Below are 17,688 nucleotides of genomic sequence, written 5' to 3' on the forward strand. Positions count from 1 at the left end.
GCAAATATGGATGAGCATAGACAATGAGAACGAAGAAGTGAATTAAGGGCATTTGGTGGATGCCTTGGCATGCACAGGCGAAGAAGGACGTGATACGCTGCGAAAAGCCGTGGGGAGCTGCGAATAAGCTTTGATCCATGGATCTCCGAATGGGGCAACCCACCTTAAATGCTTGGAAAATCCAGTCTGTTTTATGAACGGCCTGGGTTTCCAAGCATTGTTATAAGGTATCTTACTTTCGAATACATAGGGGTAAGAAGCGAACGCAGGGAACTGAAACATCTAAGTACCTGCAGGAAAGGACATCAACCGAGACTCCGTAAGTAGTGGCGAGCGAACGCGGACCAGGCCAGTGGCAATGATGAATAAAGCGGAACGATTTGGAAAAGTCGGCCATAGAGGGTGATAGCCCCTTACGCGTAGAACAGTCATTGTCCTTGAGTAGGGCGGGGCACGTGAAATCCTGTCTGAACATGGGGAGACCACTCTCCAAGCCTAAGTACTCGTGCATGACCGATAGCGAACAAGTACCGTGAGGGAAAGGTGAAAAGCACCCCGACGAGGGGAGTGAAATAGAACCTGAAACCGGATGCCTACAAACAGTCGGAGCCCGCAAGGGTGACGGCGTACCTTTTGTATAATGGGTCAACGACTTAGTGTAACTAGCAAGCTTAAGCCGGTAGGTGTAGGCGCAGCGAAAGCGAGTCTGAATAGGGCGATTGAGTTAGTTGCATTAGACCCGAAACCGAGTGATCTAGCCATGAGCAGGCTGAAGGTTGGGTAACACCAACTGGAGGGCCGAACCCGTATCTGTTGCAATAGATTGGGATGACTTGTGGCTAGGGGTGAAAGGCCAATCAAACTCGGAAATAGCTGGTTCTCCGCGAAATCTATTTAGGTAGAGCGTCGACCGAATACCCTCGGGGGTAGAGCACTGGATGGGCTATGGGGACTCACCGTCTTACTGATCCTAACCAAACTCCGAATACCGAGGAGTACTAGTCGGCAGACACACGGCGGGTGCTAACGTCCGTCGTGAAAAGGGCAACAACCCTGACCTCCAGCTAAGGTCCCCAAGTCATGGCTAAGTGGGAAAGGATGTGAGGATCCCAAAACAACCAGGATGTTGGCTTAGAAGCAGCCATCATTTAAAGAAAGCGTAACAGCTCACTGGTCTAAATAAGGGTCTTTGCGCCGAAAATGTAACGGGGCTAAAGCCATGCACCGAAGCTGAGGATGTGACAGTTGTAGTGACTGTTGCGTGGTAGCGGAGCGTTCCGTAAGTCTGTGAAGGCGGACCCGTGAGGGCTGCTGGAGATATCGGAAGTGCGAATGTTGACATGAGTAACGATAAAGGGAGTGAGAGACTCCCTCGCCGAAAGACCAAGGGTTCCTGCTTAAAGTTAATCTGAGCAGGGTTAGCCGGCCCCTAAGACGAGGCGGACACGCGTAGTCGATGGGAACCACGTTAATATTCGTGGGCCTGGTGGTAGTGACGGATCTCGTGTGTTGTACATTCTTACTGGATTGAATGTGCGGCGAAGAGGTTCCAGGAAATAGCTCCACCGTATAGACCGTACCCGAAACCGACACAGGTGGTCAGGTAGAGTATACCAAGGCGCTTGAGAGAACTATGTTGAAGGAACTCGGCAAATTGCACGCGTAACTTCGGAAGAAGCGTGACCCCATTTTACGCAAGTATGATGGGGTGGCACAGACCAGGGGGTAGCGACTGTTTATCAAAAACACAGGGCTCTGCGAAGTAGCAATACGACGTATAGGGTCTGACGCCTGCCCGGTGCTGGAAGGTTAAAGGGAGGGGTGCAAGCTCTGAACTGAAGCCCCAGTAAACGGCGGCCGTAACTATAACGGTCCTAAGGTAGCGAAATTCCTTGTCGGGTAAGTTCCGACCTGCACGAATGGCGTAACGACTTCCCCGCTGTCTCCAACATAGACTCAGTGAAATTGAATTCCCCGTGAAGATGCGGGGTTCCTGCGGTCAGACGGAAAGACCCCGTGCACCTTTACTATAGCTTTACACTGGCATTCGCCAAGGCATGTGTAGGATAGGTGGTAGGCTTTGAAGCAGGGACGCCAGTTCTTGTGGAGCCATCCTTGAAATACCACCCTTATCTTCGTGGATGTCTAACCGCGGTCCGTTATCCGGATCCGGGACAGTGTATGGTGGGTAGTTTGACTGGGGCGGTCGCCTCCGAAAGAGTAACGGAGGCGCGCGATGGTGGGCTCAGACCGGTCGGAAATCGGTCGTCGAGTGCAATGGCATAAGCCCGCCTGACTGCGAGACTGACAAGTCGAGCAGAGACGAAAGTCGGTCATAGTGATCCGGTGGTCCCGTGTGGAAGGGCCATCGCTCAACGGATAAAAGGTACGCCGGGGATAACAGGCTGATGACCCCCAAGAGTCCATATCGACGGGGTTGTTTGGCACCTCGATGTCGACTCATCGCATCCTGGGGCTGGAGCAGGTCCCAAGGGTATGGCTGTTCGCCATTTAAAGCGGTACGTGAGTTGGGTTCAGAACGTCGTGAGACAGTTCGGTCCCTATCTGCCGTGGGTGTAGGAATATTGACAGGATCTGTCCCTAGTACGAGAGGACCGGGATGGACGTATCTCTGGTGGATCTGTTGTCCTGCCAAGGGCATAGCAGAGTAGCTATATACGGAATGGATAACCGCTGAAGGCATCTAAGCGGGAAACCAACCTGAAAACGAGTGTTCCCTATCAGAGCCGTGGAAGACGACCACGTTGATAGGACGGGTGTGGAAGCATGGCAACATGTGAAGCTTACCGTTACTAATAGCTCGATCGACTTCTTCGTTCCCATTGTTCATGCTCATCAAAGATGAACATCATCTGTTCTGTTCTGTCCTGACGCGCATAGCGCTCCGGACGGGCCGCGCCACAGGGCGCGACGACCTCTGGTCTGTATGGCAAACATACGGGAAAGGTCGCAGAAAGACGTGTTAAATTAAATGAAGCGCAAGCTTCCCAGCTTCTCGAAACAACACTCATGTGAAAACATGAACTGTGTTGCGTTTTGCCGACCTGGTGGTTATCGCGGGGCGGCTGCACCCGTTCCCATTCCGAACACGGCCGTGAAACGCCCCAGCGCCAATGGTACTCCGTCTCAAGACGCGGGAGAGTAGGTCGCTGCCAGGTCTGCAAAACGCAACAAATATCTTCTCAAGCAAACTCTTCGGCCCAGCCGATACAAAGGGCCGCTCAAAGCGGCCTTTTTGCATTGCGTAACATGAAAACATAAGGAAAACGCAACGTGCGTCCCTTAAAGGAGACAAATCGCCTTCGGCAATTTGCTCCGGAACTATACATCACAGCGTCCCTGTGATGCAGTCGCGATAAATCCAATACGGATTTACGCTGGTCGCGATAAATCCCATAGGGATTTACGCTGGTCGCGATAAATCCAATAGGGATTTACGCTGGTAACGCGGGGTGGAGCAGCCCGGTAGCTCGTCAGGCTCATAACCTGAAGGCCGCAGGTTCAAATCCTGCCCCCGCAACCATCTTCTCAAAAACCCCGTAGCTTAAGCTGCGGGGTTTTCTTTTGCGAAATACCTCAAATAACATCCAAACCTATATAAGTTCGCATCGTCCACAATTGGCGCTCTTTTCTCTGCGACTGATTCAGCTTTTCTGCGTTGCGATAGCCCCTGATTTTGCCATGATGCGTAAACCGTCCAGCTCATAAGAAAGCCAACGTGACCACCGATCCCTTGCAGATTCTCAAGACCGTCTATGGCTACGATACGTTTCGTGGACAGCAGGCCGAAATCATCCGGCATGTGATGGCAGGCAACAATGCTTTTGTATTGATGCCAACAGGGGGCGGGAAGTCGCTTTGTTACCAGATTCCGGCGCTCGCCCGTAAGGGAATGGGGCTGGTTGTTTCGCCCCTGATCGCGCTGATGGTTGATCAGGTCGCCGCCTTGCGTCAGGCAGGTGTGCGGGCAAAAGCTCTCAACTCCGATCTTTCTCCAGAAGAGCGGCGGATACTCTGGCAGGATATGTGGGCTGGCAAGGTTGATATTCTCTATGCCGCGCCGGAGACCCTTCTCAAGCCGGATGTTCTGGATGCGCTTCAACCTATCAGCCTGTCGCTGATCGCGATCGACGAAGCTCATTGTCTATCGCAGTGGGGGCACGATTTCCGTCCCCCTTACCGCCAGCTAGACACGTTGATCGAGCGCTTTCCGGATACGCCACGCATGGCGCTCACGGCGACTGCGGACGAGCCAACCCGCGCCGAAATTCTGGGTCATCTCGGGATCAACGGAAGCGACGCCTTCATAGCCGGATTCGATCGGCCAAATATCCGCTATGCGATCATGGAAAAGGATAATCCACGTACGCAGCTGAAGCGCTTCCTGACGGGTCGCGAAGACGAAAGCGGCATCGTCTATTGCCTTTCCAAACGGAAGGTCGATGAGACGGCAGCCTGGCTGCGTGAGGAGGGGCGCGATGCGCTGCCCTATCACGCCGGCATGGACAAGGGCGCCCGCGAGGCGAACCAGACCCACTTCCAGCATGGTGAAGCGGTCATCATGGTTGCAACCGTGGCTTTCGGCATGGGCATCGACAAACCGGATGTGCGCTTCGTCGTGCATATCGATCTGCCCAGCAGCATCGAAGCCTATTATCAGGAAACCGGCCGTGCTGGCCGTGATGGTCTGCCGTCCGACGTGCTTATGCTTTACGGTTATGAAGACATCGCATTGCGCAACCGCTTTATCGAAGAGTCGGATGCGGGCGACCAGCGCAAAAACATGGAGGGCCGGAAGCTCGATGCGTTGCTTGGTCTCGCGGAAACAGCCGGTTGCCGTCGGCGGGTGCTTTTGTCTTATTTTGGCGACCATTGCGAGCCCTGCGGCAATTGCGACACCTGTGCGGAACCGCCGGACCTGTTTGATGGTGCCATTGCCGCGCAAAAGTTGCTGTCCTGCATTTACCGCACGGGAGAACGTTTCGGCCAGGCCTATGTCATCCGCGTATTGCTGGGCATGGAAGATGAACGGATATCGAGCTTTGGTCACGATCGGATCACGACCTACGGCATCGGCAAAGAGCACGACAATCGCACCTGGCGGGCCATCCTGCGCCAGATGGTTGCGCTGCGGCTGATCGAGGTTGATCTGGCCGGTCACGGGGGATTGTCCATTTCCGAAGAAGGGAGGCGGTTCCTGCGCGAAAAGCCGTCCCTGATGTTGAGGATACCGTCCGCTCCCCGTTCGGCGCGACAACAGACGAATCGCAAGCCCACCGCCATTGTTCTACCGGATGCCGATCGCAGTCTCTTTGAGGCGCTGCGTGCGAAGCGCATGGAAATTGCCCGCGCGCAGAACGTTCCGCCCTATGTGATTTTCCACGACAAGACACTCATTGAGCTTGCGGCAGCAAGACCGGCCTCTGTGGGAGAAATGGCGCAGATACCTGGAGTGGGAGACACAAAGCTGGAACGATACGGCCCTGCTTTTCTGGCAGCGATCGTGGAACATGCCGCCAGCGAGTGACCATTTGAATCCGGCAAAGAGTCCCACCAGGAAATTTCGGCAGGGCCTGAAACCTCAGCCTGTGGTGTCCTTGAACAGAACATTCTGGTCGATGAGATAACGGGAAAACAGGGGCAGGCTCGCTCCCCCGATAGCCCGGGCCTGGCTGCCGACCGCTCCCTCGATGATCTCCGGCAGCGTAACACCCTGAAGATCGTGATGTTTGAGGGCAAGGCGGGTGGCGGAGACTATTCTTGCTCTGACCCAATCCGGAAAACCGCCATCGATGATGACGCTGGAAAAATCGATGATGGAGGCTGCAGCGATGACGGCTTGCGCAAGGGCCGCGGCCGTTTTTCCGATCCAGCTTTCCAGCGGCTCGCCGAAATCGATCCATTCATCCGGCGAGAACCACAGGGGACGTGGATCGATGCCGCGTTCGCGCAACATGTTTTCCAGAACGAAGATGGAGGCGATTTTCAGAAGCTGGACCGTGTTGCCGTCCTGCCCCTGAACCGGAAGGGGGCCGATTGCACCGGCGGTGCCCGTCTTTCCGGAAAACAGTGCGGAATTTAAAACGACACCGCCACCGATGAAGGATCCGATGAAGATATAGAGAAAATCGGGGTAGTTCTGGCCTGCACCAAAAACCAGTTCTGCACCGCAGGCACTGGTCGCATCGTTCTGCAGGAAAACCGGATAGCTGACGCCATCCGCAATTTCGGAACGGATATCGACGTCGCGCCAGCGCTCCATCTCATTCTGCGGGGCGCCCACCTCCTGCGCCCAGTTCCACAATTCGAACGGCGCGGCAATGCCGACACCGGCAATTTTTTGCCGTTCGGCCGGAGAGAGCTTGGATTCGAGTTCCGTGATACCCTCGATGACGAATGGCAAAATCCATTCCGGCATAGGATAGGGGTAAGTTCTGCGGAGCTTCAGCTTGATCCGGCCGACGAAATCCATCAGCACCAGATCGACGCTGCGACGGCCGATTTTCACGCCAAACGAGAAGACGGCATCGGGATTGAGGCGCATCGGCGTTGAAGGCTGCCCGACCTTGCCGCGCAGTCTTTCGCCACGAATAAGAAGACCGTCACTTTCGAGCGAGCGCATGATGACCGAGACGGTCTGCGCCGAGAGACCGCAAAGCCTGGATATTTCGGCTTTCGACAAGCCGCCGTGGCGGCGAACCAGCGACAGCACAAGCCGCTCGTTATAGGCACGCACCCCGATCTGGTTGGCGCCGCCGCTCATATCCATGTTGGTGGACGGCGCGGGCGGCGCCGTCTCGACAGATTGTCTCATAGTTTCATCCTCCCGCCCGCCATATCCGCCGCGACCGATACATGCAGGCTTTATGGCAATCTTGCTATCGCAACGTTAAACGACGCGGCGATATTCCTCCCTGCCGCTTGTTAGAATGCCATACGGAATTAATAATTCAATCGGATTTATTTATTGACAGCCGTTTCCTTTGGTGGTTCCATCTGTGTCAACGGTCGCTGTTCTCGGAGGAGACGAGATCGTCGGGTAACCGTCACGGTACTCAAACATTCAATGGGAGGATTACAATGAAGACGACTGTTTCCGCTCTTCTGGGCGCGCTTGCGCTCGGCGTTTCTTTCGCGTCCGTCGCGTCCGCCGCCGATACTTCGGTTTGCCTGATTACCAAAACCGACACCAATCCCTTTTTCGTCAAGATGAAGGAAGGCGCAACCGCCAAGGCTAAAGAACTTGGCGTGACGCTGAAGTCCTATGCCGGCAAGATCGATGGCGATTCCGAAAGCCAGGTTGCCGCGATCGAGACATGCATTGCCGATGGCTCCAAGGGTATCCTGATTACCGCATCTGACACCAAGGGCATCGTTCCGGCCGTGCAGAAGGCGCGCGATGCCGGTCTTCTTGTCATCGCCCTCGATACGCCTCTCGAACCCGTTGATGCCGCTGACTCCACTTTCGCTACCGACAATCTTCTGGCCGGCGAGCTGATCGGCAAATGGGCTGCTGGCACCCTCGGCGACAAGGCCAAGGATGCGAAAATCGCCTTCCTCAACCTCACGCCTTCCCAGCCAACCGTTGATGTTTTGCGCAACCAGGGCTTCATGAAGGGCTTCGGCATCGACGTGAAGGACATCAACAAGATTGGTGATGAAGACGACAAGCGTATCGTTGGTCATGATGTTACCAACGGTAACGAAGAAGGCGGCCGCTCTGCGATGGAAAATCTGCTGCAGAAGGATCCGACCATCAACGTCGTTCACACCATCAACGAACCTGCAGCTGCCGGTGCTTACGAAGCGCTGAAAGCCGTCGGCCGCGAAAAGGATGTTCTGATCGTTTCAGTCGATGGCGGTTGCCCTGGTGTCAAGAACGTTGCGGAAGGCGTGATCGGCGCAACGTCTCAGCAATACCCGCTGCTGATGGCGGCACTCGGCGTGGAAGCCGTCAAGAAGTTTGCCGACACCGGTGAAAAGCCGAAGCCGACGGCAGGCAAGAACTTCTTCGACACCGGCGTAACGCTGGTAACCGACAAGCCGGTCAAGGGTCTCGATTCGATCGACACCAAGGAAGGCCTGAAGAAGTGCTGGGGCTGATACTTCACCGTTGAAATCGGCGGGGGGCAATTTGCCCCCGCCCTTGAACCGGAATGGTTAAAAAGAACGATCTGGGTGATCGGACAGGAACAAACGAGCGCGCCCGGCGTCCGTGGACGCAACTGAGGCACGCTTCTCAACAGTTTGAATCTACGCATTGTCCCCTCTGGAAAATAATCCCGGGTTCGGGGCTGATGCGATGGAGCGATCGGGAGGAAAATCCATGAGCGATCAGCCAGTGCGGGCTCAACCGCATAATGAATTTGAAAAAGTGCTGTCGGGAAGTTCGACCCAGGTCGCTGCTTTCGATACGCACAACAAGAGTTTGCTTGAAAAATTCCAGCATTTTCTGCATTCCAGCCCGGCGGCCGTACCGCTGATCGTTCTGGTGTTGTCGCTGGCTGTCTTCGGCATGACCCTGGGCGGCAAGTTTTTCTCGGCCTTTTCGCTGACCCTTATCCTTCAGCAGGTGGCAATCGTCGGCATCGTCGGCGCGGCACAGTCGCTGGTCATTCTGACTGCGGGTATCGATCTTTCGGTCGGTGCGATCATGGTCCTGTCCTCCGTCGTCATGGGACAGTTTACGTTCCGCTATGGTTTGCCTGCCGAACTCTCGATTATCTGCGGTCTCGCAGTTGGCGCATTTTGTGGCTTTATCAATGGCGTGCTGGTTTCGCGCATGCGGCTGCCGCCCTTCATCGTTACACTGGGCATGTGGCAGATCGTGTTGGCCACCAATTTCCTCTATTCGGCCAACGAAACGATCCGCTCACAGGATATCGTCCAACAGGCGCCCATTCTCCAGTTTTTCGGCAACAATATCCGCATCGGCAGCGCCGTCTTCACCTATGGCGTCATTGCGATGGTTCTGCTGGTTGCCCTGCTCTGGTATGTGCTGAACCGCACCGCCTGGGGTCGACATCTCTATGCAGTGGGTGATGATCCCGACGCAGCCGAACTTGCCGGCGTTAACGTCAAGCGCATGCTGACGACCGTCTACACACTTTCCGGGCTTATCTGCGCCTTCGCGGGCTGGGCTCTCATCGGCCGCATCGGCTCGGTATCGCCGACCGCCGGTCAGTTTGCCAACATCGAATCCATCACCGCAGTGGTCATCGGCGGCATATCGCTGTTTGGCGGACGCGGCTCGATCATGGGCATGATCTTCGGCGCGCTGATCGTCGGTGTCTTCTCTCTCGGCTTGCGACTTATCGGAACAGACCCACAATGGACCTATCTGTTGATCGGCGTCCTTATCATCTTGGCTGTCGCAATCGACCAGTGGATCAGAAAGGTAGCAGGCTGATGGCAAAAGAACCTATCCTCACAGCACGCAATCTCGTTAAACGCTACGGTCGTGTGACTGCGCTCGACAATGCCGATTTTGACCTTTATCCGGGCGAAATCCTCGCCGTCATTGGTGATAACGGTGCTGGAAAATCCTCTCTCATCAAGGCGATTTCCGGTGCGGTGACACCCGATGAAGGGGAGATCAGGCTTGAAGGCAAGCCGGTACAGTTCCGCTCGCCGATCGAGGCACGCAAGGCTGGTATCGAAACCGTTTATCAGAACCTTGCCCTGTCTCCCGCATTGTCCATAGCCGACAATATGTTTCTCGGCCGTGAAATCCGCAAACCCGGTATTCAGGGAAGCCTGTTTAGGGCACTGGACCGTCCGGCGATGGAAAAGTTTGCCCGTGAGAAACTCTCTGAACTCGGCCTGATGACGATCCAGAACATCAATCAGGCGGTGGAAACCCTCTCCGGCGGCCAGCGCCAGGGTGTTGCGGTGGCGCGTGCAGCCGCCTTCGGCTCCAAGGTCGTCATCCTTGACGAACCGACAGCGGCGCTCGGCGTCAAGGAAAGCCGCCGCGTTCTCGAGCTTATTCTGGATGTGCGCGCGCGAGGGCTACCGATCGTTCTCATCTCGCACAACATGCCGCATGTTTTCGAGGTTGCTGACCGGATTCATATTCATCGGCTGGGCAAGCGTTTGTGCGTCATCAATCCGAAGGACTATACCATGTCCGACGCTGTCGCCTTCATGACGGGCGCCAAGGAAGCGCCAAAGGAAACGCTGGCCGCATGACGCTGAAGCTTGAAACGATCGTCGAAGACGTTCTTCGGCGGGCAGAGGATAAATCTCGTTTTATCATTGCCATTGCCGGTCCCCCTGGGGCCGGCAAATCCACGCTGGCGGATGCCCTGTGCGGTGCCCTCGTGGCGCGCGGCGAGGCTGCGGCTGTCCTGCCCATGGACGGCTTCCATATGGATAACGGTATTCTCGAAGAACGGGGGCTCTTGCCGCGAAAAGGCGCACCGGAGACCTTCGACGTGCGCGGCTTTCTTGATATCGTCTCCGCAGTTCGTCAGGGCGGGCAGGAAGTTCTTGTCCCGGTTTTTGACCGCTCCCGCGAAATTGCCATTGCCTCCGCTCGCGCCATCGCGCCAGAAACACGCTTCATCCTTGCCGAAGGCAACTATCTGCTGTTGAACGAGGCGCCGTGGACGAAGCTTTCCGGCAGCTTCGATCTTACCGTCTTCGTAGGCCCATCCGTTGCGGTGCTCGAGGAACGCCTGCGGGATAGATGGCAGGGCTATGGTCTCGATGCGACCGAGATTCACGCCAAACTGTTCGAAAATGATCTTCCCAACGGAAAGCGGGTGATTGAGAACTCCCGCCCCGCCGATATTCGCATCGATATTTGGGAATAACCCGCCGCTTCCGTCCGTAGGCGGCATCGAGCATTCACCGTTAAGCCTTTGTTGACCATGTGTTGAATCTTTTTGATCCACAGGGTGGGGCTTTCGCATGTCTAATTATTGACGAAAAAAATTCCTCATATACTATATGTGGTGTTCAAGGTTCTTTCGATTCGCAAGCGTCGGGAGCTAAGACGGGAATTCGGTGCGCAACACCATTATGGTGAAGCAATGCCGAAACTGCCCCCGCAACTGTAAGCGGTGAGCATCGTTCCGATTTGAGCCACTGGCGCTAAAAGCTCCGGGAAGGTGGGAATGGATGTTTTGACCCGCAAGTCAGGAGACCTGCCTTGAGCGAAAACGTCCACGGGCGGGGTGTCCGGAAGGAAGGTGTATGACGCAAATGAATTGCGTGCGCCCTTTTCTGCCCCCTCCAGAACAAGCTTCGGGGTGAAGTCATGCCAGTGCATTTTTATGAGTTTCTACGCTCGTCGGCGTAGACAGAGATCTTACGCGGCCTCACCCGCGCGCCTCGCCAGAATGACAGAACCATCGCCACCCGCTTGCGATTGCAGGCGGGCAATGTTGAGCCGTGCGTAAAAGCGGCTTCGAAAGAGGAAACAATGACCGTCACCGTTTACAGCAAACCCGCCTGCGTCCAGTGCACTGCCACCTATCGTGCGCTTGACCGCATCGGTGTCAGCTACGAGATCGTCGATATCTCCGAAGATGCGGATGCCCTCGATCGCGTTCGCGGCCTTGGTTACATGCAGGTTCCCGTGGTCGTTGCCGGCGAACGCCATTGGGCGGGTTTCCGTCCGGACATGATTGGCTCGATCAGCTGAGGAGGCGATGCGATGGGGCTGATCGTCTATTATTCCAGCCGGTCTGAGAACACTCATCGCTTCCTTCAAAAACTGGGGCGACGATTGCTTCGCCTGCCGCTCGGCGCCGAGGAAGACGTTCCTCACGTGTCGGAGCCCTATGTTCTCGTCACCCCCACCTATGGGGGCGGCGGCATGAAAGGAGCGGTACCGAAACCGGTTATCCGGTTTTTGAACGAGCCCTCAAACCGAAATCTCATTCGCGGCGTCATAGCGGCGGGAAATACGAATTTTGGCGCAGCTTTCGCATCCGCCGGAGATATCGTGTCGCGTAAATGCGCGGTGCCGTTTCTCTACCGCTTCGAGCTTCTCGGCACAGAGGAAGATGTCGCCAACGTCAATCATGGATTGGAACGATTTTGGACACGCTGACCTCGAGCGCGGTGCGCAACACGGATGCCAAACAACAAGTAACTGCCGCGCAGAAACACCTGGACGCGGGACTGGACTATCACGCGCTGAACGCGATGCTGAACCTCTACGATGAAAACGGGAAGATCCAGCTCGACAAGGACCGCCTTGCGGCACGGCAATATTTCCTTCAGCACGTCAATCAAAACACGGTGTTTTTCCATAATCTCAGGGAAAAGCTCGATTATCTCGTGACCGAGGGCTATTACGAACAGGAGGTGCTGGACCAGTATTCCTTCAATTTCGTCCGTGACCTCTACGACGAGGCCTATGCCAGAAAGTTCCGTTTTCCGACATTTCTCGGCGCCTTCAAATATTATACGTCCTATACGCTGAAGACTTTCGACGGAAAGCGTTACCTGGAGCGTTATGAGGACCGCGTCTGCATGGTGGCTTTGGCTCTGGCGCGTGGCGACGAGCAACTTGCCCGCGATCTGATGGATGAAATCATTTCCGGCCGCTTCCAGCCGGCAACCCCGACCTTTCTCAACGCTGGCAAGAAAAGCCGCGGTGAACTGGTTTCGTGTTTTCTGCTGCGTGTGGAAGACAATATGGAAAGCATCGGCCGGTCCATCAATTCAGCATTGCAGCTTTCCAAGCGTGGTGGTGGCGTAGCACTGTCCCTGACCAATATTCGCGAAGCCGGCGCGCCGATCAAACAGATCGAAAACCAGTCCTCTGGCGTGATTCCTGTCATGAAGCTGCTGGAAGATTCGTTCTCCTACGCCAACCAGCTTGGCGCGCGCCAGGGCGCTGGCGCGGTCTACCTGCATGCCCACCACCCCGACATCATGCGTTTCCTCGATACCAAGCGCGAAAACGCCGACGAAAAAATCCGCATCAAAACCCTTTCGCTCGGCGTGGTGATCCCTGATATCACCTTCGAACTCGCGAGAAACAACGAGGATATGTACCTGTTCTCACCCTATGATGTTGAGCGGGTTTATGGCGTGCCGTTTACCGAGATTTCCGTCAGCGAAAAATATCAGGAAATGGTCGCCGACAGCCGCATCCGCAAGAAGAAGATAAAGGCACGCGAGTTCTTCCAAGTCATCGCAGAAATCCAGTTCGAAAGCGGTTACCCCTATATCATGTTCGAGGATACGGTTAACCGCGCCAATCCGATCGCCGGCCGTATCAGCATGAGCAATCTCTGCTCGGAAATCCTACAGGTCAGCGAGGCGAGCGAGTTCAACGACGATCTCTCTTACAGCCATATGGGCAAGGATATTTCCTGCAATCTCGGCTCGCTCAACATTGCTTCAGCAATGGATTCGGCTGATTTCGGCAAGACGATCGAAACCTCCATCCGGGCGCTGACGGCCGTTTCTGACATGAGCCACATCTCGTCTGTCCCTTCCGTGGAAAAGGGCAATGATGCGAGCCACGCCATCGGGCTTGGTCAGATGAACCTGCATGGCTATCTGGCGCGCGAGCGCATCTTCTACGGCTCCGAAGAAGGCATCGATTTCACCAATATCTATTTCTACACGGTGACCTATCACGCCATCCGCGCCAGCAATCGCCTTGCCACTGAAAGGGGCCAGAGCTTCAAGGGCTTTGAAAACTCCAAATATGCCTCGGGCGACTACTTCGATAAATATACCGACCGGGAATGGTTGCCCGCGACGGAAAAGGTCCGCGACCTTTTTGAGAAAGCCGGCATTTCCATTCCGACACAGGAGGACTGGAAAGCGTTGAAGCAGGCCGTCATGGAGACCGGCCTCTATAACCAGAACCTTCAGGCCGTGCCGCCCACAGGCTCGATCTCCTATATCAACCACTCGACCTCCTCGATCCATCCGATCGTCTCGAAGATTGAAATTCGCAAGGAAGGCAAGATCGGCCGTGTTTATTATCCGGCTTCCTACCTTTCGAACGACAATCTCGAATATTATCAGGATGCCTACGAAATCGGTCCGGAAAAGATCATAGATACCTATGCGGCGGCCACCCAGCATGTCGATCAGGGCCTGTCGCTGACACTGTTCTTCCGCGATACGGCAACGACGCGCGATATCAACCGGGCGCAGATCTACGCCTGGAAAAAAGGCATCAAGACCATCTATTACATCCGTTTGCGCCAGATGGCGCTGGAAGGCACGCAGGTTCAGGGCTGCGTATCCTGCACGCTCTGAATTGAGGGACAAGACAATGAACATTGCCGTAAAACCCGCGTCCCGTATTCGCGCGGTCAACTGGAACCGCATCGAGGATGACAAGGATCTCGAAGTCTGGAATCGCCTGACATCGAATTTCTGGCTGCCGGAAAAGGTGCCGCTCTCCAACGATATCCCGTCCTGGGGAACGCTGAAGCCGGAAGAGCAGACCCTGACGATCCGCGTCTTCACCGGGCTGACATTGCTGGACACGATCCAGAACGGCGTCGGTTCCGTGCGCCTGATGGCGGATTCGGCGACGCCGCACGAGGAGGCGGTGCTTTCCAACATCTCCTTCATGGAGGCGGTCCACGCCCGCTCCTATTCCTCGATCTTCTCGACGCTCTGCTCCACGCCTGACGTCGATGACGCCTATCGCTGGTCGGAGGAGAACGAATTCCTGCAACGCAAATCCGCGCTCATCATGCGCGAATATGATAGCGGAAATCCGTTGAAAATGAAGGTCGCCAGCGTGTTTCTGGAGAGCTTCCTGTTCTATTCCGGCTTCTACCTGCCAATGTTCTGGTCAAGTCGCGCCAAGCTTACCAACACGGCCGATTTGATCCGTCTCATCATTCGCGATGAGGCCGTGCATGGCTATTACATCGGCTACAAGTTCCAGCGCGCGCTCGAACGTCTGGGCGAAGCGGAAAAACAGGAGATCAAGGATTTCGCCTTCGATCTTTTGCTCGAGCTTTACGACAACGAAGCCAAATATACCCAAGACCTCTATGACGGCGTTGGCCTGACGGAAGACGTCAAGCAGTTCCTGCATTACAACGCCAACAAGGCCTTGATGAATCTGGGTTACGAGGCGCTGTTTCCGCCCGAGGCTTGCCGGGTCAATCCTGCGATCCTCTCGGCGCTGTCTCCCAATGCCGACGAGAACCACGACTTCTTCTCCGGCTCCGGCTCTTCCTATGTCATCGGCAAGGCGGTCGCCACAGAAGACGAAGACTGGGATTTCTGAACCGGTTGTCGCCAAGAACCCGCAAAAGTTATTGCGGGTTCACGACCTGGCTCGCAAGCCGGAAGGGGCTGGATACTGTTGCCCCGATAGCATCGAACACAAAGGCACCCGCGCGGCCTATGCCGTTTTCGCCGTTGCCGTTCCGGCTCGCCTCCAGTTGTGGCACCAGCGACGCGAGTGCCGCATAGCGGTCGTGGTTGAGCGGATCCGATGCCTTGAGCTTGGAGATGTCAACGAACTGAACGCCCTCTTTCAGGGCGGCTTCCTGCACTTGGGGATCGGTCACATCCAGCGCGCCTATGCGGGTGACGTCGGCCCCCAGGATGGAGGAAGCCTTCAGGGCGCGGTCGTCCTTGGAGACGAGAATGGTGAGCGGCGGATTGAGCCTTCCCACCACCTCGATCTGCTTGCGGAAAACATCGGCGTCTATATCCGGCGCGGCCAGCACTACCTGTAGTTTGGAAAGCACATCGTTCCTGCCTTCGAAGCGCAATTGTCGCAGCGCTTCCATGACCAGCCAGCCGCCCATGCTGTGACCGAACACGACAATGCTTTTTTTCGGTGTTTGCCTGGTAAGGTCGGTCAGCACCATGGCCAGCGCGTCTCGCGAATAGGTCGCTGATTCCTTGTCGGCCACGTAACCGGTGACGCTCGCCTGGGACGGCCAGGAAAAGACCAGCGGCACACCATCCATATTGGCATCGGCTGCCATTTGTGCCGCACGGAACAAGGCTTCCTGATAGCTGTAATTATAGCCATGCACAAAAAGCGCGATCTGCTTGCCGGATCGGGTGACGTCGCCAAGATCGGAATTGAAACGCGTTTTCGTCAGCATATCGGCTTTGGTGACGACAAAATCCTTGCTCGGGTTCGGCTTGCCTTTGGACCATTCGATATTTCCGCTTTTATGGCTGGGAGGAATGGAAATGTCGAAGCGCGCATAATTCAGCTCAGCCGCCCGCCCAGCGCTAAAGCCCTTTTTGGCCTCGTTGTTTTTCTCCCGCGTGCTAGCCACATAGGCTGTCACGATTTTCGTATCGGTGGTCTTGGTGTTTATGGCCTGCAACACATCCGCCCCCGGCCTGCCCGCGCAGGATGAAAGAAGGCTGAAAGCGAGGAGGAGCGAAAAAATCAGGCGCATGGATGGGGTTACCGATAATGAGGGACCACGCATAAATAACCGGCCGCTCAAAAAGTTGCTACTGGAGACTGGATTGCGGTGTGGTGGCATTATGTTCAATGCGGGGGGACGACGCATTCCCCACCTTGCTATCCAGCTATGTTCGTTTTAGGCCGTACAGATGACGAATAAGGTGTCGCTTTTACGGCTGAAACTCACGGACTTCCGCAACTATGCGGCGGCGTCGCTTGTGCTGGATGACCGCCACGTGGTGCTGACGGGTGACAACGGTTCCGGCAAGACCAATCTCCTGGAGGCCGTTTCGTTTCTGTCGCCCGGAAGGGGCCTGCGCCGCGCCACCCTGTCCGATGTGACGCGAGTGGGGGCGGAGGCCGCCGGTTTTTCGATTTTTGCGGATGTCGACGGCATGGACGGCGAGGTCGCCATCGGAACCGGGATCGAGGGTGACGGCGAGGTAGTGTCGCGCCGCCTGAGGCTGAACGGGACATCGGTGAAGTCGGTCGATGAATTGACGGATCATCTGCGGGTGCTGTGGCTGACGCCTGCCATGGATGGGCTTTTTACCGGTTCATCCTCGGATCGCCGGCGTTTTCTCGATCGGTTGGTGCTCTCGCTCGATCCCGCGCATGGACGGCGGGCAAGCGACTTCGAAAAGGCCATGCGCGGCCGCAACCGTCTGCTTTCGGAAGGCCGTTTCGATCCGGTCTGGCTGGACGGTATCGAGAAGCAGATGGCGGAACTCGGCATTTCCATGGCGCTCGCGCGCTATGAAATGTTGGGTCTTTTGAAGAGCCTCATCGAAGGCCGTTCCGGCAATGCTGCCTTCCCCTCTGCAGCGCTGGCGCTCTCGGGTTTCATGGACGACACGCTCAACCGGCCGGCTGTCGATCTGGAAGACGAGTATAGGCTTATGCTGCGCGAAGGCCGGTATCGAGACGCGGCGGCAGGCCGCACGCTTGATGGGCCACACCGTGTCGATCTGTTCGTGCGCCATGCGGAAAAGAACATGGAGGCAGAGCGTTGCTCGACCGGAGAACAGAAGGCGCTGCTGGTGGGATTGGTGCTTGCGCATGCCCAGCTCACCGCCAACATGACCGGCCATGCGCCGGTTCTGCTGCTCGACGAAATTGCTGCGCATCTGGATGAGGGCAGGCGGGCGGCTCTGTTCGATCTCATTCACGCGCTCGGTGGTCAGAGTTTCATGACCGGAACGGATGCGGCAATGTTCTCCGCCCTTGGCGACAGGGCGCAATTCTTCAATGTTTCCCAAGGGGGCATCACGGCATGACGGCGAAAA

General features: G+C 56.0%; 12 protein-coding genes, 1 tRNA gene, 2 rRNA genes and 1 riboswitch. Of the genes, 13 read left to right on the forward strand and 2 right to left on the reverse strand.

Going from position 1 to position 17,688, the window contains the following annotated elements:
- The first annotated feature begins 31 nt into the window (after positions 1-31).
- The 4 genes from QE432_RS13460 to recQ all read left to right on the forward strand — a co-directional run bounded on the left by QE432_RS13460 (position 32) and on the right by recQ (position 5,548).
- Positions 32-2,838: ribosomal RNA gene (locus QE432_RS13460) — 23S ribosomal RNA — on the forward strand.
- A 226-nt stretch (positions 2,839-3,064) separates the two neighbouring features.
- Positions 3,065-3,179: ribosomal RNA gene (gene rrf, locus QE432_RS13465) — 5S ribosomal RNA — on the forward strand.
- Positions 3,180-3,467: 288 nt separating this feature from the next.
- Positions 3,468-3,544: transfer RNA gene (locus tag QE432_RS13470), tRNA-Met, on the forward strand.
- A 195-nt stretch (positions 3,545-3,739) separates the two neighbouring features.
- Positions 3,740-5,548, forward strand: coding sequence for a DNA helicase RecQ (gene recQ, locus QE432_RS13475; RefSeq protein ID WP_306624589.1), 1,809 nt, complete (start codon positions 3,740-3,742; stop codon positions 5,546-5,548).
- A gap of 54 nt (positions 5,549-5,602) precedes the next feature.
- Here recQ and QE432_RS13480 read toward each other — a convergent pair whose 3' ends face one another.
- Positions 5,603-6,835 carry an ROK family transcriptional regulator gene (locus QE432_RS13480; RefSeq protein ID WP_065661530.1) on the reverse strand — a complete coding sequence of 411 codons (1,233 nt, stop codon included), beginning with the start codon at positions 6,833-6,835 and terminating at the stop codon, positions 5,603-5,605.
- A gap of 266 nt (positions 6,836-7,101) precedes the next feature.
- On the opposite strand from QE432_RS13480, the gene QE432_RS13485 reads away from it, so the two are divergent.
- From QE432_RS13485 to nrdF, 8 genes are all read left to right on the forward strand, one after another.
- Positions 7,102-8,124 carry a sugar ABC transporter substrate-binding protein gene (locus QE432_RS13485; RefSeq protein ID WP_003514241.1) on the forward strand — a complete coding sequence of 341 codons (1,023 nt, stop codon included), beginning with the start codon at positions 7,102-7,104 and terminating at the stop codon, positions 8,122-8,124.
- 223 nt (positions 8,125-8,347) lie between these two features.
- Entirely contained in the window at positions 8,348-9,430 is a 1,083-nt protein-coding gene (locus QE432_RS13490; RefSeq protein WP_038489298.1) for an ABC transporter permease, read from the forward strand.
- Positions 9,430-10,212: an ATP-binding cassette domain-containing protein gene (locus QE432_RS13495; protein ID WP_013635211.1), complete on the forward strand. Its 783-nt coding sequence runs from the start codon at positions 9,430-9,432 to the stop codon at positions 10,210-10,212. The genes QE432_RS13490 and QE432_RS13495 overlap by 1 nt, the downstream gene beginning before the upstream one ends.
- Positions 10,209-10,838, forward strand: a complete 630-nt coding sequence (locus QE432_RS13500; RefSeq protein ID WP_065659734.1) for a nucleoside triphosphate hydrolase — start codon at positions 10,209-10,211, stop codon at positions 10,836-10,838. The genes QE432_RS13495 and QE432_RS13500 overlap by 4 nt, the downstream gene beginning before the upstream one ends.
- A 131-nt stretch (positions 10,839-10,969) precedes the next feature.
- Positions 10,970-11,193: riboswitch (cobalamin riboswitch) on the forward strand.
- 256 nt (positions 11,194-11,449) lie between these two features.
- Positions 11,450-11,671, forward strand: coding sequence for a glutaredoxin-like protein NrdH (gene nrdH, locus QE432_RS13505; RefSeq protein ID WP_013635213.1), 222 nt, complete (start codon positions 11,450-11,452; stop codon positions 11,669-11,671).
- Positions 11,672-11,683: 12 nt separating this feature from the next.
- Positions 11,684-12,082 carry a class Ib ribonucleoside-diphosphate reductase assembly flavoprotein NrdI gene (nrdI, locus tag QE432_RS13510; protein ID WP_003514252.1) on the forward strand — a complete coding sequence of 133 codons (399 nt, stop codon included), beginning with the start codon at positions 11,684-11,686 and terminating at the stop codon, positions 12,080-12,082.
- Positions 12,070-14,259 (forward strand): class 1b ribonucleoside-diphosphate reductase subunit alpha, encoded by a 2,190-nt coding sequence (nrdE, locus tag QE432_RS13515; RefSeq protein ID WP_075807520.1) that lies wholly within the window; start codon positions 12,070-12,072, stop codon positions 14,257-14,259. The genes nrdI and nrdE overlap by 13 nt, the downstream gene beginning before the upstream one ends.
- A gap of 16 nt (positions 14,260-14,275) precedes the next feature.
- Positions 14,276-15,250, forward strand: coding sequence for a class 1b ribonucleoside-diphosphate reductase subunit beta (gene nrdF, locus QE432_RS13520; RefSeq protein ID WP_003514262.1), 975 nt, complete (start codon positions 14,276-14,278; stop codon positions 15,248-15,250).
- 28 nt (positions 15,251-15,278) lie between these two features.
- On the opposite strand, the gene QE432_RS13525 is transcribed toward nrdF, so the two are convergent.
- A complete protein-coding gene (locus QE432_RS13525; protein ID WP_065661527.1) occupies positions 15,279-16,391 on the reverse strand; it encodes an alpha/beta hydrolase in 1,113 nt (370 codons plus the stop codon).
- A gap of 160 nt (positions 16,392-16,551) precedes the next feature.
- Here QE432_RS13525 and recF point away from each other — a divergent pair, with 160 nt between their 5' ends.
- The gene (gene recF / locus QE432_RS13530) at positions 16,552-17,679 is read left to right on the forward strand and encodes a DNA replication/repair protein RecF (RefSeq protein WP_111782922.1); all 1,128 of its coding nucleotides are present in this window, start codon (positions 16,552-16,554) and stop codon (positions 17,677-17,679) included.
- The last annotated feature ends 9 nt before the right edge of the window (positions 17,680-17,688 follow it).

The organism is Agrobacterium sp. SORGH_AS_0745, from assembly GCF_030818995.1.
In the GTDB taxonomy this organism is placed as follows: domain Bacteria; phylum Pseudomonadota; class Alphaproteobacteria; order Rhizobiales; family Rhizobiaceae; genus Agrobacterium; species Agrobacterium tumefaciens.